Source organism: Sphingobacterium anhuiense (assembly GCF_042686355.1).
GTDB lineage: Bacteria > Bacteroidota > Bacteroidia > Sphingobacteriales > Sphingobacteriaceae > Sphingobacterium > Sphingobacterium anhuiense.
This window is the reverse complement of the sequence record NZ_JBHUPE010000003.1, coordinates 141,304-155,303: the sequence shown is the minus strand read 5'-3', so window position 1 is coordinate 155,303 and position 14,000 is coordinate 141,304. Positions and strand designations below refer to the sequence as shown.

Here is a 14,000-nt window from a genome sequence, read left to right as displayed (position 1 = left end):
AATAGAAAGGGCTTATCATAATGATAAGCCCTTTCTATTTTATTTTAAAAGAATGATTACATAATCAATCTCGACTTAAATACAATCTGTTGTGGAGCAAGATCAGGATTATTTATTTTTTCAAATAAAATCTCAGCTGCTTTCTTAGCTTGGTTACCTGGAAATTGTTCGATACATCCCATTGGAGGGTTTTCCATATATTTCCAGAGAGGGTAATTAGCATAACTAATAAAGTGAATATCATGATTAAGAACCAGACCTCTGTTTCGGGCAGCCTTCATAACATCTAAAGTCACAAAGTCATTAAAAGACACAACTGCTGTAGGCCTTTCAGGTAAGGCATATAGTTTCTCCATAGCAGCCTCATTTCCCTCAGTCGTTAAATCCGTATTCACAATATACTTTTCATCATAGTCCAAGCCATTACGTTTCAAAGCGGATAAAAAGGAATTTTTGCGTTCTTCACTTGCAGGAAGCAATTGTGGACCATTAATAAGTGCTATTTTAGCATGACCCCGAGCAACGAAAGCATCAATAGCTTCGTTCATACCTGTTGCTAGATCACTTTCTACTTTATTAATTTTAGGAATATCGGGTACACAGTCAAAGAATACAATTGGTGTTCCAGAATTTTCTAGCTTTTCAAGAAACTCAAGATTTGTGGTATTTTTACCTACTGACATTAAAACACCATCAACACGATGGCTTTTAAAAGTTTTCAAAATTCTCTCTTCTCTTTCGGCATCGTCCAAAGATTGCCCCATGATCACGGTATACTTACGGTCGTTGGAAACATTTTCAATTTCACTAATTGCAGAAGAGAAAAATGGTTCAGATAGACTTGGTAATAAAACACCGATTGTAAAAGTTTTGCGCTGCTTAAAAAATATCGCCGTTTGGTTAGGCTCATAATTCAATTCCTCAGCAACTTTTTTCACACGCATGGTCGTCACTAATCCAATACTTGGATGGTCATTCAACGCTCGAGATACAGTAGAGGGTGAAATTTTCAGCTTCTTCGCTATTTCCTTAATTGTTGTTGGTTTATCTCCTTGTATACTCATAGTCGAATCTCACTAAATTTACATTCTGATAAATATAACATTTTTTAGCATATTTTTTAGAATTAGAGTTTAATTTTAGAAAAAAGCAATTAATTACACAAATTTAAACAACTGATAATCAATGGCTAAATCGAAAAACTAACAATCTTGATATATAAAATCATTTTTAGCTATTTGTAGCTCTTCAGCTATATAATCGAGAGGCTCTAAATTGCGGAATTTTAACTCATCAACAAAATAAACCTTTAATTTAGATGCCAAAGGCCCCCATTCCATATGCTTTATTTTATTCAACTGCATAAGCGGATTCCCTTTCGTCAAAATACAGATCTGTTTATCTGCATTAACAATAGCTGTTAATAATTCTGGAATACCATCCTTCATCAATAATTTAACGGGTAAAACAGCATTAACAAATAATCTTTCGAAATGCTCTTTATACTTTAAATCAAAATGAAAAACTTCGGCAGCGTGTTCAAAGATCATATCTTCTCCTTGACTATCTAGATGATTCTTAAAAAATGTAACCAAATCAGCCTGAGGAGGAAAGGTCTCTGTAAATTCAAGAAAATTAGCAAAAAGATAATAGACTTGTAATAAATAGTCCCGTTTTGGATAAATAACGTCATCCAGTTCAAAAATAAATACCTTTTTATCCGTTGGGAAATCTTGATATCTTAACATAAAACAATTAATCTTTTGAAACAGCACATAAGGCAAAATCATCACCTGAATCCGATACCACAAACAAACCATCCAATCCAGGATGTTCAGTTGTAAAATCATCAATCAATGACTTACCATCAACTAATAAAGCAAGTGATAATTCTTTAGGTGGATTTTCAATCACATAGTAATCTTGCAAAACGTCCTGAGCTGGAACAATTACCTTAATATCGTATTCTTCAAATAAAATTTTGGCCACGGCTAGAGGTTCAAATTCATAACCTCCCAAAGGCAAGACATAGTCAATCTGATGATCTAAACTTATTTTTAATACTTCGTGAGCATAGGTTGGCATTAACCCCGCAGGCAATTTAAAATACTTGCCTGAATTTAATAACAGTGATGGAATCTCCTCAGAACTCGCAAAAAAGATTTCAAATTCATCCCCTAATAGCTTTGCAATACGTTGCCCAAGCCCTCTAGTTCCAAAGGTTATTAGTATTCTTTTTTTCATCAGAATAAAGTGTTTTTTTTAAGCGATAAATTTATTATGAGCGATACATTTATCGCGGTATATGTATTCTAAGCGACTTATAATGACTGTATACATACTATACGATCACAATTCCATCTCGCATATGAATAGTGCGGTCAGAAATACGTGCCAGCTCTTCATTATGAGTAACGATGACAAAAGTTTGTTCAAATTTATCCCTCAGGTCAAAAAACAACTGATGTAATGCTGTAGCATTTTCAGAATCTAGATTTCCTGAAGGTTCATCTGCCAAAATAATAAAAGGGTTATTAATTAAGGCACGAGCAACAGATACACGTTGTTGTTCTCCACCAGACATTTGTGTTGGCTTATGGCTAGCCCGATGTGCTACACCTAATAAATCCAATATCTCCATCGCACGAACTTCTGCATCTTTGCGTCCCACACCTTTAATAAATGCTGGGATACACACATTTTCCAAAGCCGTAAATTCTGGAAGTAGGTGATGGAACTGAAAAACAAACCCAATATGTTCATTGCGAAAGGCACTCAGTTTTTTTGCATTCAGTGCACTGATGTTGGTTCCATTGATATACAGTTCTCCCTTATCTGCTAAATCCAAGGTCCCCAAAATATGAAGAAGCGTACTTTTCCCAGCTCCCGAAGCTCCAACAATACTCACAATTTCACCCTTTGCAACTTCTATATCCACCCCTTTTAATATAGGTAAAGGACCGTATGATTTGAAAATACTTTTGGCTTGTAACATCATATGACAAAGTTAAATATTTTTTATGAACAAAACCTTTGAATAAATCAAGACCTTTTAACTCCATATCCGCCAAGTAGTATATAATAAAAGTCAATTTAAGCTAAATTTATGCTTCAGAACTTGACCATTCACTTAAAAAATAATACTTTTACAACACAAACATTTTTGCAATGAACATTCACGAATATCAAGGAAAAGAAATACTTAAAAGTTTTGGCGTAAGAGTACAAGAAGGTATTGTTGCTGAAACTCCAGAGCAAGCTGTAGAAGCTGCTAAAAAATTGAAAGAAGAATACAATTCTGACTGGGTTGTAATCAAGGCTCAAATTCATGCTGGTGGTCGCGGTAAAGGTGGTGGCGTTAAATTAGCTAAAAACCTAGAAGAAGTATCACAACGTGCTACAGATATCATCGGTATGCAATTAGTAACTCCTCAAACTGGCGCTGAAGGTAAAAAAGTAAATAAAGTATTAGTTGCTCAAGATGTTTACTATCCTGGTGAAAGTGAAACTAAAGAATTTTATGTATCTGTGTTATTAGACCGTGCTAAAGGTCGTAATATCATTATGTATTCTACAGAAGGTGGAATGGATATTGAAGAAGTAGCAGAGAAAACTCCAAACTTAATCTTCAAAGAAGAAATCGACCCTAAAGTTGGTTTACAAGGTTTCCAAGCACGTAAAATTGCTTTCAACTTAGGCTTAACTGGTGGTGCACATAAAGAAATGGTGAAATTCGTTGCGGCTTTATACAAAGCATACGATTCAACAGATTCTTCTATGTTCGAAATCAATCCTGTATTAAAAACATCTGATGATAAAATCTTAGCTGTAGATGCGAAAGTAGACTTAGATGAGAACGCATTATACCGTCACCCGGATTATGCAGCATTACGTGATGTAACGGAAGAAGATCCTACAGAAGTTGAAGCTGGTAAATCTAACTTAAACTATGTAAAACTTGACGGTAACGTAGGTTGTATGGTAAATGGTGCTGGTCTTGCAATGGCAACTATGGATATCATCAAAATTGCTGGTGGTGAGCCTGCTAACTTCCTAGATGTAGGTGGTACTGCAAATGCTGAAACGGTAAAAGCTGGTTTCAATATCATTTTATCAGATCCAAATGTAAAAGCAATCTTAATTAACATCTTCGGTGGTATCGTTCGTTGTGACCGTGTTGCGCAAGGTGTAATCGATGCTTACAATGAAATCGGAAATATTCCTGTGCCAATTATCGTACGTCTTCAAGGTACAAATGCTGCTGAAGCGAAAAAATTAATTGATGATTCAGGCTTACAAGTTTATTCTGCAATTCAATTACAAGAAGCTGCTGAATTAGTAACTAAAGTATTAAAAGGATAATCTTCCCTTTAAAACAATATCAAAAGCCTCTGAAAATCTCAGAGGCTTTTTTAATTAAAACAAATACCGAATATTTCTAAATAAATAAAGGATTTTTATAAATTATACCCTATTTTTGAGTTTCATACAAAAAAATAAGATCCTGATCTATTATTTAGACCTGATTTGAAATGCCACAATAAAAATGGAACATACACGTATAAAAGAATTATTAAATGCCACTGAATTTGGGCATGAAGTTATTGTTAAAGGATGGGTTAAAACTTTCCGAAACAATCAATTTATAGCAATCAATGATGGATCTTCCATTCACAACATCCAAGCAGTAGTTGATTTTGAAAACACACCCGATGCTTTATTAAAAAGGATCACAACAGGTGCTGCATTACGCGTAAAAGGAAATTTAATTGAATCACAAGGTAAGGGTCAAAAAGTTGAGATCAAAGTAAATGAGTTGACGATTTTAGGTGATTCAGATGCTGAAAAATATCCTTTGCAACCTAAAAAACACAGCTTAGAATTTTTACGTGAAATCGCTCACTTACGTTTCCGTACAACGACATTCAATGCTGTCTTTAAAGTACGTAATGCCTTAGCATTTGCTGTTCACAAATTCTTCAATGACAAAGATTTTGTGTACATGCATACGCCAATTATTACTGGTTCTGATGCAGAGGGTGCTGGTGAAATGTTCCGTGTAACTTCATTAGATCTTAACAATATTCCACGTACAGAAAATGGTGATATTGATTTTAAAGAAGACTTTTTTGGTAAATCTACTAATCTAACCGTATCAGGACAATTAGAAGGTGAATTAGCGGCTATGGCCCTTGGGAATATCTATACCTTTGGTCCGACTTTCCGAGCTGAAAATTCTAATACAACCCGTCACTTAGCAGAATTCTGGATGATTGAACCAGAAATGGCATTTTATGAGTTGGAAGATAACATGGATTTAGCAGAAGATTTGTTAAAATATGTCATCAAGTATGCGCTGGATACCTGTCCTGAAGAAATTGAATTCTTAAAAACACGTTTATTAGAAGAGGAGAAAAATAAACCTGCGGCAGAAAGAGCAGAATTAAATCTAATAGATAAATTAACGTTTGTACTGAATAATGATTTCGAACGCGTAACCTATACAGAAGCGATCGACATATTGAAACGCAGTAAACCAAATCAAAAGAAACAATTTAAGTACTTAATTGATGAATGGGGAGCTGATTTACAGTCCGAACACGAACGTTATTTAGTAGAGAAACATTATAAAAAACCGGTGATCCTGATTGATTATCCAGCGGAGATCAAATCATTTTATATGAAGCAAAATGATGTAGATGCTAATGGACACAAAACAGTACGCGCGATGGATATTCTTTTCCCGGGAATCGGTGAAATGGTGGGCGGATCACAACGTGAAGAAAACTTAGATAAGTTATTATCACGTATGGCTGAAGTCAATATCCCTGCCGAAGAAATGGAATGGTTCTTAGATACACGTCGTTATGGCTCAGCTCCGCATTCTGGTTTTGGACTAGGATTCGAGCGTTTGGTATTATTTGTAACAGGAATGACCAATATTAGAGATGTTATTCCGTTCCCTCGTACACCGAACAACGCAGAATTTTAATCGATAGCAATACGATAGCAAGCGGTCAAAACATATCCAGTTTTGACCGTTTTTCTTTTATCTATAAATAATTTGTAATTTAGTATTATATCTCAACGTTATGTTAGTCCGAATTTACGATAATAACCCCAATGAAAAGTCAATACAGCAAGTTGTTGACGTTCTAAAAAAAGGTGGAGTCATCATCTACCCCACCGATACGGTTTATGGTATAGGATGCGACATTACAAATCAGAAAGCAATAGAAAAAGTTTGTGAAATTAGAGGATTAAAGGCAGATAAAGCCAATCTATCCTTTATTTGCTATGACTTGACAGATATATCTTTGTATACCAAACCATTTGATACAACCGTTTTTAGAGTATTAAAAAAAGCCCTTCCAGGTCCATTTACATTTATCTTTAATGCCAGCAGTCAAGTTCCAAAATTATTAAGTTCCAAAAAGAAAACAGTGGGTATCCGTGTTCCTGATAATAATATCGTACGCGAAATCGTACGTGTGCTTGGTAATCCCATTGTTACAGCCTCCATTCGAGATGAAGATGACATTCTAGAGTATTCAACAGATCCAGAATTGATCCATGAAAAATATGAAAATCTAGTCGATTTAGTAATTGATGGTGGTTATGGTGATAATGTTGCTTCTACAGTAGTTGACCTTACAGAGGGCGAATTTGAAGTTATCAGAGCTGGCAAAGGAAACTTAGAGGAATATCTATAAGATATTCCTATTCTCCACCTGTTTCTTTAAAGCTTCATTAAAAGCCTTAAAACCATTGGAGGTTACACCATAAATCATCTTTCGAAAAAAATAAACCAACACTCCTGAAAAATATTCACCTTGAGTCACAACTGTTTCATGATCAGATTTTTTTTCGAGTATAAAATAATGTTCGCCATCGAACAAACCTGGAATAAAAAGACTGCCCTTCCAACGAAGCTCCTTCTGAAGATTGATGACTAAAAACATCGGATTCATGGTCATACTTGGACCATCAGGCTGTTCCAATCTAACCTTCGATCTTTCTCCAACGCTTGGAATAGAAAAAAAATGCTTAATTGTAGGGCTCCAGATAGGATAACTATTAAAATCAGCTAATACATTCCAAACTGATTCGATTGAGGTATTAATAGTAATTGTCTGTTCGATATGTGCTTTCATATACCAAATCTAGTATATTCAAATAACCATACACTTGACTTTTATCAAGAATTAATCTTTGCTCTTATTCGGCTCAATGTTTCTGGAGACATCCCCAGTACAGACGCAATGTATTGAAGCGGCACTCGGTTAAACAGCGCTTTATGCTGTTCAAAATATAAATGATAGCGTTCTTCTGCCGTATGCGCTATAAAGTTATATATGCGATCTTCCAATTGTAAAAAACATTTCGCTATAAATCTTTTTTCCAACCGGTTCCAATCAGGGATCTGCTGTTCAAATAAAAGATAATCCTTTTTAGAAATGGAAAGTAACTTCGTATCCTCTAAGACCTGAATACTCCATCTGGCAGGTTCATCAAAAAGAAACGAAGATAAGTCAGTAACGAAGTACCCCTCCTGCCCTATCCATTGCGTAACCTCGCCTGAAGCATTTTCTTTAAACACGCGGACAATACCCGACTGAATAAAACTTAATCGATCACAGCGTTTACCGTGCTCTAAAAAATATGTTCCTTTTAAAAGATCCTCTTCGACAAAAGAAGATAATATGGCGGTCAGATTATTGGGGGACACATCAAAAAGCTTCGCAATTTGATCTTGAAAAAAAGTATTCATCTCCTAATACTGAAGATTTGAGAATTAAATTATAAAACGACAAGTTCTTCAACGATGACGTGACCAACATGCTCATTGACTCGTCCCAATATCTGCCTGCGCATTAAAACAAGTTCATTTTTAATTACAGCAGACTCGACCTTTACAAAGAGTTTTTTGTCTTTAATATAGATCTGTTTTGTCCGATTGGCAATAGCTTTACCGATCAACGTTGGCCATACTGCCAGAATAGAAGTTTCTTCAAATTTACGTTTCAATTTGTAAGCATCCAAAAGACGGTCAATCGCCTCTTTTATTGTGATATCATCACTCGAACGAATATATTCCAACCCGCCCTTATACTTCTTATTATACATAAACTTCACCTCCTGCTATGTCAAAGATACGCACTGGACTGGCAATCGCATCAAAAATTCGCTTAATTCTTTTTGCATCTGTATCTGTTAGAAAAATTTGACCAAATTCATCATCAGATACCATCTGCATCAGTTTGTGCGTACGTTTATCATCCAATTTATCAAAAATATCATCCAAAAGCAATAGTGGTTTAAAGCCTTTCTTTTGTTGAAAAAAGGAATACTGCGCTAATTTTAGTGCAATTAAAAATGATTTTTGCTGACCCTGAGAACCAAATTTTTTCAAGGGCATACCTCCGTGGATGGTGAAAATTAGATCATCTTTATGTATACCCACTGTGGTTCTCTCCAGTGCCCGGTCGCGTTCCAGGTTCTTTTCCAAAATGTTCAAAAATGAATCTTCCATCAAAGGAGATTCATAGACAAGCTGGACAGTCTCTGCATTTTCAGTCAGGTATAAGTAATGCCGATCAAATTCCGGCTGAAATTCAGCCATAAAAGCAATACGTTTATTATAAATGACAGTACCAACTTCATCGAGTTGCATGTTTAGCACTTCAACTAGACCAAGATCCAGTACCCCACTTTGTTTGGCCAGCTTTAGTAGCATATTACGCTGGGCAATGATTTTATTGTATATAATAAGCGTATCCAGATATTTATTATCTGTCTGCGAGATGACATTATCGATAAATTTACGGCGTTCTTCACTGCCATCAGTAATAATTAGGGTATCATTAGGAGAGATCATTACCAAAGGAAACTGACCAATATGATCAGCCAATCTAGGATAATCCTTTTTATTTTTCTTAAATTGTTTCTTTTGATTACGTTTGATGCTACAGGAAATAACATCTTGAAATTCGTTTTTTTCGAATGAACCCTGCAACATAAACCAGTCTTGGCCCTGTTTAATATGTTGCGAGTCGATGGGATTAAAATAGCTTTTACATAAGGAAAGATAATGTATAGCATCCAAAAGATTGGTTTTACCAACACCATTATCCCCCGCAAAAGCATTTACCTCCGGTAGGAATTCTAAAGAAGACTCTGAATAATTTTTAAAATTTAAAACTGAAAGCTGACGCAACCACATAGCACAAAGATACGCTATTTAGCGCAGCAACTCATCTATTTTATTTCTTCAAAATCCACAAATTCACCAGCATTGTCAGCCACTTTTCTTTTTGACTCTTGTTTAGGTGGAACATAATCTACCGATATACGACCATCTGTTTTTGGAGCTGATTGCGAACTGTTATTATTTTGACCAAATGTTTCATAATGGAACGAGCCACCACCATTGGTATAGGTAGAGCCACCTTGTTGCTGCGCTTTTTTCATAAGCTTTTCTGCAGCCTTACGCATTGCAAATGGTAATATTAATCGAATTAAGAATTTAACTAAATACCATACAGCGAATGCAATCAATAAAAATTTTAATAATCCTGCCATAACTTTATATTCGTTGTCATTTTAATCAAAAATAAAGAATCTCGTCCAAAACAGTTGTCTTAAAAATGTCAGTATATTCGATTTAACAATTTTTAAGGATTCGTATTGGACTTTGCTTTCTCAATTGCACGAAATAATTCCTCTTGACGTTGCGTACCAATTACGTATACCAGACCGTCTTTATCTGTTAACCATACCGCATCTTTCCCACCTGCATAAAATTTAATCTTACCATTAATATGTAGATTATAAACAGGATTATTGAAGAAAAACTTACTAAATGGTTTTTTTTCTACCTTAACAATTGAACTCAATTCAATTTTAACTAAGCGCGTAGTCCATAAGCCACTCAACATCACCTTTCCTTCAAAAACTTCGATACGGTACAGCAATAGATACATCATGACTACAGAGGTAATAATAATCGCTATTCCGACTAAAAAAAACAATTGGCTGGAAAGTAATTGATCTATGTTGAGATAAACAGCTGTAAAACAAAACAAGGCCAGAACCAGACGTACACTTATCCAAACACGGTCCCGTCCCAAATATTGATTTTCAGTATATAGAAGTCCTTCTTTTATCATGTTATTTACAGCTTAAAATAAACACTTTATTTGTATTTCCACTTATTTTATATCGATTATCAAGTTGATAGTTTGCTACCCAGATGATATCGCCGTTACCGTTTATTAAAATGGGAACATTTCCCTTTTCAAAAACATTCACCTTATAATTATTAAAAAGATCACTCAATTTTTTACGTCCTGTCATTCCCAAAGGATAGAAATAATCACCCGTTTTCCAAGCTCTTAGCGTCAAAGGAAAAATCAGAAGATTAGCATCTATTTTTGCAATCTGCTTATCCGGAACAATAGAAACATCATGACTATAATCACAACAAAAACTATAATTTCTCCAAGATACAGATTTAGTTTCTGAAGTAATAATCGTTTCATCTTCCTGCTTATACTCTTTTTCACGAATAATCAAAAAATCGCGATCAAGTAACAGATCGTATCCCTCAGATTGAAACAATCGACCGGATTCCTTATCAAAACACGATTGGAGATCGGTCAGCACACTTTTACTAAAACAAAATGGTGAAAATAATTCATACAACAGCGGAAGATCCGTTATATGATTCCGAAGCTTTTCCTTTTCTATAATCCAAGCTTCCTGTTCCTTTATAAAAAGGTCATTACGAAGGGGGGTTATGAATTGTTGCAACAAAGCATAGCTTTCTTTGAAGTGAGCAATGTTCTGTTCAAAAATACGTTCAAAATCAGGTTGCATTTTTTTAAATTGCGGAATAATGTCGATACGTACTTTATTACGGGCATATTTTGTCGAAAAGTTGGATTGATCATCACGGTATGGAATCTGATATTCCTGGACATAATGCAATACTTCCTCTGCTTTAAGAAACAGTAATGGACGAATCAGGCGGTCGCGTTTTGCCTGAATGCCCTGCAGGCCTTGAAGGCCTGTTCCACGGGATAGATTTAACAGTACCGTTTCAATATGATCATTCAAATGCTGTGCAACAGCTATTTTGTCAAAACTTAACGCTTCTCTTAATTCTTCAAACCAGGAATACCGCAGTTCGCGTGCAGCCATCTGTATAGAAATTCCTCTTTCGGAAGCTATTTGCTCTGTATCGAAATGCCTCACATAGAAAGGGATACCATGCGTTTCAGCGAAATCCCGAACCAAGCACTCATCCAGATCAGATTCTGCACCACGTAATTTAAAATTACAATGAGCAATAGCTATCTGATAACCGGCCTTTGCCAATAAAAAAGTCAAAAGCATCGAATCGCGTCCACCGCTCACTGTCAACAAGATCTTATCATCAGCCTCAAAAAGGCTATTATCTTTGATAAAAAATGTTAATCTTTCCAGCAAATTCATATATCAAAGATAATGTATATTTTTTGAGCATATATTTGTTTAAATGAAAAATTACCATTAATCAACAAGTTCAATTAAAATACATATTTTTGTCTCTGTGAAACAATACTTTTTGTCCTTTATATTTATGGCCCTAGGCCTCATGCTAGCATCTGCACAACAGCAAGATGAACTCCGTTTATTGTCGTCTTCTTACAGTGTTCTCAATTCAAAAACAGGCAATGCAATGTTTTACAGACCGGTCTATGAACATAAAGGATCTACCCTTTCTGCAGATAGCGGTTATTTACATAAAGACGACATAGGGCGCCAGTTTTTTGAAGCTTACAGCAATGTGATCATTACACAGCCTACCGGGACTCAAATATTCGCGGATAAACTTCACTACGATGCGGCTTCACAAAATGCAACGCTAACGCAAAACGTCCGTATGGTCAGTCGGTCTTCCATACTTACGACCAATCATTTGCAGTATAACATGAGAAGCAGTGTTGGAAACTATTATGGTGGCGGCCGTATCACCAGTGGGACAGATACCATTACGAGTACCAATGCGACTTATTTCGAAAATACACAAGATGCCTTTTTCAATAAAAAAGTCGTGGTACGCACACCAAATGTCAAAATATACACGGATTCAATGAAGTATAATTCGCCTAGCAGTATGACTTACTTCTATACCCCTACCAATATCAAAGGGAATAAAGGGGAAAATCTATATACAGAAAAAGGAGATTATAATACCAATACCGGCGTAGCAAACTTCACAAAGAAAAATCTATATACCGAAGGCAGTAAAATGCTAAAAGGAGATACGTTGCATTATGATCGACGAACCGGAGAAGGAGAAGCGATCCGTAATGTTGTATTTGTCGACACGACCGATAAGTTTTATGCCTATGGGGACAAAGGACTATATCGACAGTCGGATGAATCCATCACAATGACCGACAAGCCTTTGATCATCTCTGTTGTCAAAAAAGATAGTACGCAAAGTGATTCAACAAATACTGGAAATACAAAAGCCAGTCCGTCCAACAAAAAAGAGGTAAAGAAGAAAGAAAAAGAAGATAAAAAGGTTAAAGAAGAAGTTGTCTCAAAAGATGATAACAAGGGAGAGAATAAACTAGTCAAATTAGATCCTGTAGTAGTACCTAAGGACTCTGTACAGATGGATTCTATATTTATGACTGCAGATACCCTGTTCTCAAAAATGATTATCCGAAGCACCTATATTCCCAAAAACTTCAAACTAAGCCGTGACGGTGGTGAGCTCGATGTAGAGGTAGATGAAGATTATGGAGACGATAGTGATAGTACGGATACGGATTTTACAGCAGGTTTAGATTCTTTACAGCAGCAAGGTGATACCTTAGGAAAAAAGGAAATCAATACCGATGCACCTCAAAAGAAAATTAAAGACAAGCAAGCTGTCTTAAAAGAAAAAACCAAACAGGAGCCTAAAAAGGGAATTCCGAATACCGACAAAACAACAGCAAAACCTGTTGTAAAAGATTTAAATCGTTTTGAATTAGAGAAAAATAGTAAGGCTGACAGTATTTTGCGAAAAAATGCAGTTGTTCCAAAAGCAGATTATAGTGATCAGATCTTTAATAAAGCTCTTAAAGCTGCGAAAAACAATCAAGAAAAACCTGCGGCTCCACCCGACACAGCAAAAACCCGTATTGTCAAAGCATACCATAATGTGCGCATGTTTAAATCCGATTTTCAAGCTGTAGCAGATTCTGTTTACTATGGTATGGCAGATTCTATGTTCAGGCTAATGGGAAAACCGATGATCTGGGCAGAGAAATCTCAAATATCCGGTGATACGATTTTTCTGCAATTTGTGAATCAGAAACTGGACAATACGTTAATTGTAGGTAATGCTTTTATGGTAAATGCAACTTTGGACTCAGCTAAGTACAATCAGTTAAAAGGCCGTAAAATAACAGGATTCTTTGATAAAAACAGTTTAGAACGGATGTTTGTCGATGGAAATGCCGAAAACATCATTTATGTCGTCAATGAAGAAACCAATGTAGCAACAGAATTATTCCATGATCGCAGCAGCCGCATTAAAATTTATATGGAAAACAATAAATTGAAAGAGTATGTTTCCATTCGAAAAGTTGATGGTAAGGTTTATCCAATTGCCCAGTTAACGCAAGAAAAAGAATTTCTACCGGGGTTTATTTGGAGGCCGGAAGATAGACCGAAGTCAAAAGAAGATTTACTCAATAGAAAACGATCTGTAGCAAAAGACGAGATTAAAGTTCCCGAGACCGAAAACAAAGAGGGAAAACCTAAAGAGAAAACAATTAAGAATATAGAAAGCGAACCGGAGGAAAAGACTCCAGAAGCAGTTAAAAAACAAACTGCTCCTAAGCGAGAAATTCAGAAAATGGAAAGTAAAACTCAAGGAGAAAAATTGCAGGCCGTACAAGATAGCACTCTTATTAAAGCAGTTTCTCCAAATAAAGAACCGATCAAAAAGTAAGATG

Annotated in this window: 15 protein-coding genes; 4 read left to right on the top strand and 11 right to left on the bottom strand. The window is 35.6% G+C overall.

Annotated elements, in window-relative coordinates:
* Nucleotides 1-56: 56 nt before the first annotated feature.
* From ACFS6I_RS05080 to ACFS6I_RS05065, 4 genes are all read right to left on the bottom strand, one after another.
* Complete coding sequence (locus ACFS6I_RS05080; protein WP_021188801.1) at nucleotides 57-1,064, bottom strand: LacI family DNA-binding transcriptional regulator; 1,008 nt, start codon at nucleotides 1,062-1,064, stop codon at nucleotides 57-59.
* Nucleotides 1,065-1,202: 138 nt separating this feature from the next.
* Nucleotides 1,203-1,748, bottom strand: coding sequence for an HAD family hydrolase (locus tag ACFS6I_RS05075; RefSeq protein WP_168128239.1), 546 nt, complete (start codon nucleotides 1,746-1,748; stop codon nucleotides 1,203-1,205).
* A gap of 7 nt (nucleotides 1,749-1,755) precedes the next feature.
* Nucleotides 1,756-2,244, bottom strand: coding sequence for an ATP-grasp domain-containing protein (locus ACFS6I_RS05070; RefSeq protein ID WP_132772346.1), 489 nt, complete (start codon nucleotides 2,242-2,244; stop codon nucleotides 1,756-1,758).
* A gap of 97 nt (nucleotides 2,245-2,341) precedes the next feature.
* Nucleotides 2,342-2,995, bottom strand: coding sequence for an ABC transporter ATP-binding protein (locus ACFS6I_RS05065; RefSeq protein WP_183916712.1), 654 nt, complete (start codon nucleotides 2,993-2,995; stop codon nucleotides 2,342-2,344).
* A gap of 173 nt (nucleotides 2,996-3,168) precedes the next feature.
* Between ACFS6I_RS05065 and sucC the strand changes: the two genes are divergently transcribed.
* The 3 genes from sucC to ACFS6I_RS05050 all read left to right on the top strand — a co-directional run bounded on the left by sucC (nucleotide 3,169) and on the right by ACFS6I_RS05050 (nucleotide 6,713).
* Nucleotides 3,169-4,362, top strand: coding sequence for an ADP-forming succinate--CoA ligase subunit beta (gene sucC / locus ACFS6I_RS05060; RefSeq protein ID WP_132772350.1), 1,194 nt, complete (start codon nucleotides 3,169-3,171; stop codon nucleotides 4,360-4,362).
* 184 nt (nucleotides 4,363-4,546) lie between these two features.
* The gene (gene asnS / locus ACFS6I_RS05055) at nucleotides 4,547-5,992 is read left to right on the top strand and encodes an asparagine--tRNA ligase (protein ID WP_132843754.1); all 1,446 of its coding nucleotides are present in this window, start codon (nucleotides 4,547-4,549) and stop codon (nucleotides 5,990-5,992) included.
* Nucleotides 5,993-6,092: 100 nt separating this feature from the next.
* Nucleotides 6,093-6,713: an L-threonylcarbamoyladenylate synthase gene (locus tag ACFS6I_RS05050; RefSeq protein ID WP_021188797.1), complete on the top strand. Its 621-nt coding sequence runs from the start codon at nucleotides 6,093-6,095 to the stop codon at nucleotides 6,711-6,713.
* Here the strand turns inward: ACFS6I_RS05050 and ACFS6I_RS05045 are convergent.
* The 7 genes from ACFS6I_RS05045 to tilS form a co-directional block, all read right to left on the bottom strand.
* Nucleotides 6,708-7,154 (bottom strand): SRPBCC family protein, encoded by a 447-nt coding sequence (locus ACFS6I_RS05045; RefSeq protein WP_380918595.1) that lies wholly within the window; start codon nucleotides 7,152-7,154, stop codon nucleotides 6,708-6,710. The two genes, ACFS6I_RS05050 and ACFS6I_RS05045, sit on opposite strands and share 6 nt — an antisense overlap.
* A 44-nt stretch (nucleotides 7,155-7,198) precedes the next feature.
* Nucleotides 7,199-7,771 (bottom strand): Crp/Fnr family transcriptional regulator, encoded by a 573-nt coding sequence (locus ACFS6I_RS05040; RefSeq protein WP_380918593.1) that lies wholly within the window; start codon nucleotides 7,769-7,771, stop codon nucleotides 7,199-7,201.
* Nucleotides 7,772-7,800: 29 nt separating this feature from the next.
* Nucleotides 7,801-8,127 carry a DUF721 domain-containing protein gene (locus tag ACFS6I_RS05035; protein WP_021188794.1) on the bottom strand — a complete coding sequence of 109 codons (327 nt, stop codon included), beginning with the start codon at nucleotides 8,125-8,127 and terminating at the stop codon, nucleotides 7,801-7,803.
* Nucleotides 8,120-9,223 (bottom strand): DNA replication/repair protein RecF, encoded by a 1,104-nt coding sequence (gene recF / locus ACFS6I_RS05030; RefSeq protein ID WP_021188793.1) that lies wholly within the window; start codon nucleotides 9,221-9,223, stop codon nucleotides 8,120-8,122. Before recF ends, ACFS6I_RS05035 begins: the two co-directional genes overlap by 8 nt.
* 35 nt (nucleotides 9,224-9,258) lie before the next feature.
* Nucleotides 9,259-9,582 (bottom strand): DUF4834 family protein, encoded by a 324-nt coding sequence (locus ACFS6I_RS05025; RefSeq protein WP_021188792.1) that lies wholly within the window; start codon nucleotides 9,580-9,582, stop codon nucleotides 9,259-9,261.
* 92 nt (nucleotides 9,583-9,674) lie between these two features.
* The gene (locus tag ACFS6I_RS05020; protein ID WP_380918590.1) at nucleotides 9,675-10,169 is read right to left on the bottom strand and encodes a hypothetical protein; all 495 of its coding nucleotides are present in this window, start codon (nucleotides 10,167-10,169) and stop codon (nucleotides 9,675-9,677) included.
* 1 nt (nucleotide 10,170) lies between these two features.
* Nucleotides 10,171-11,496, bottom strand: a complete 1,326-nt coding sequence (tilS, locus tag ACFS6I_RS05015) for a tRNA lysidine(34) synthetase TilS (RefSeq protein ID WP_380918588.1) — start codon at nucleotides 11,494-11,496, stop codon at nucleotides 10,171-10,173.
* 127 nt (nucleotides 11,497-11,623) lie between these two features.
* Here tilS and ACFS6I_RS05010 point away from each other — a divergent pair, with 127 nt between their 5' ends.
* Nucleotides 11,624-13,996 (top strand): OstA-like protein, encoded by a 2,373-nt coding sequence (locus ACFS6I_RS05010; RefSeq protein WP_380918587.1) that lies wholly within the window; start codon nucleotides 11,624-11,626, stop codon nucleotides 13,994-13,996.
* The last annotated feature ends 4 nt before the right edge of the window (nucleotides 13,997-14,000 follow it).

Excerpts from the sequence above, each read along its gene's own strand:
- ACFS6I_RS05080 (WP_021188801.1), bottom strand. The coding sequence starts at position 1,064 with ATGAGTATACAAGGAGATAAACCAACAACAATTAAGGAAATAGCGAAG.
- ACFS6I_RS05075 (WP_168128239.1), bottom strand. The coding sequence starts at position 1,748 with ATGTTAAGATATCAAGATTTCCCAACGGATAAAAAGGTATTTATTTTT.
- ACFS6I_RS05070 (WP_132772346.1), bottom strand. The coding sequence starts at position 2,244 with ATGAAAAAAAGAATACTAATAACCTTTGGAACTAGAGGGCTTGGGCAA.
- ACFS6I_RS05065 (WP_183916712.1), bottom strand. The coding sequence starts at position 2,995 with ATGTTACAAGCCAAAAGTATTTTCAAATCATACGGTCCTTTACCTATA.
- sucC (WP_132772350.1), top strand. The coding sequence starts at position 3,169 with ATGAACATTCACGAATATCAAGGAAAAGAAATACTTAAAAGTTTTGGC.
- asnS (WP_132843754.1), top strand. The coding sequence starts at position 4,547 with ATGGAACATACACGTATAAAAGAATTATTAAATGCCACTGAATTTGGG.
- ACFS6I_RS05050 (WP_021188797.1), top strand. The coding sequence starts at position 6,093 with ATGTTAGTCCGAATTTACGATAATAACCCCAATGAAAAGTCAATACAG.
- ACFS6I_RS05045 (WP_380918595.1), bottom strand. The coding sequence starts at position 7,154 with ATGAAAGCACATATCGAACAGACAATTACTATTAATACCTCAATCGAA.
- ACFS6I_RS05040 (WP_380918593.1), bottom strand. The coding sequence starts at position 7,771 with ATGAATACTTTTTTTCAAGATCAAATTGCGAAGCTTTTTGATGTGTCC.
- ACFS6I_RS05035 (WP_021188794.1), bottom strand. The coding sequence starts at position 8,127 with ATGTATAATAAGAAGTATAAGGGCGGGTTGGAATATATTCGTTCGAGT.
- recF (WP_021188793.1), bottom strand. The coding sequence starts at position 9,223 with ATGTGGTTGCGTCAGCTTTCAGTTTTAAATTTTAAAAATTATTCAGAG.
- ACFS6I_RS05025 (WP_021188792.1), bottom strand. The coding sequence starts at position 9,582 with ATGGCAGGATTATTAAAATTTTTATTGATTGCATTCGCTGTATGGTAT.
- ACFS6I_RS05020 (WP_380918590.1), bottom strand. The coding sequence starts at position 10,169 with ATGATAAAAGAAGGACTTCTATATACTGAAAATCAATATTTGGGACGG.
- tilS (WP_380918588.1), bottom strand. The coding sequence starts at position 11,496 with ATGAATTTGCTGGAAAGATTAACATTTTTTATCAAAGATAATAGCCTT.
- ACFS6I_RS05010 (WP_380918587.1), top strand. The coding sequence starts at position 11,624 with ATGGCCCTAGGCCTCATGCTAGCATCTGCACAACAGCAAGATGAACTC.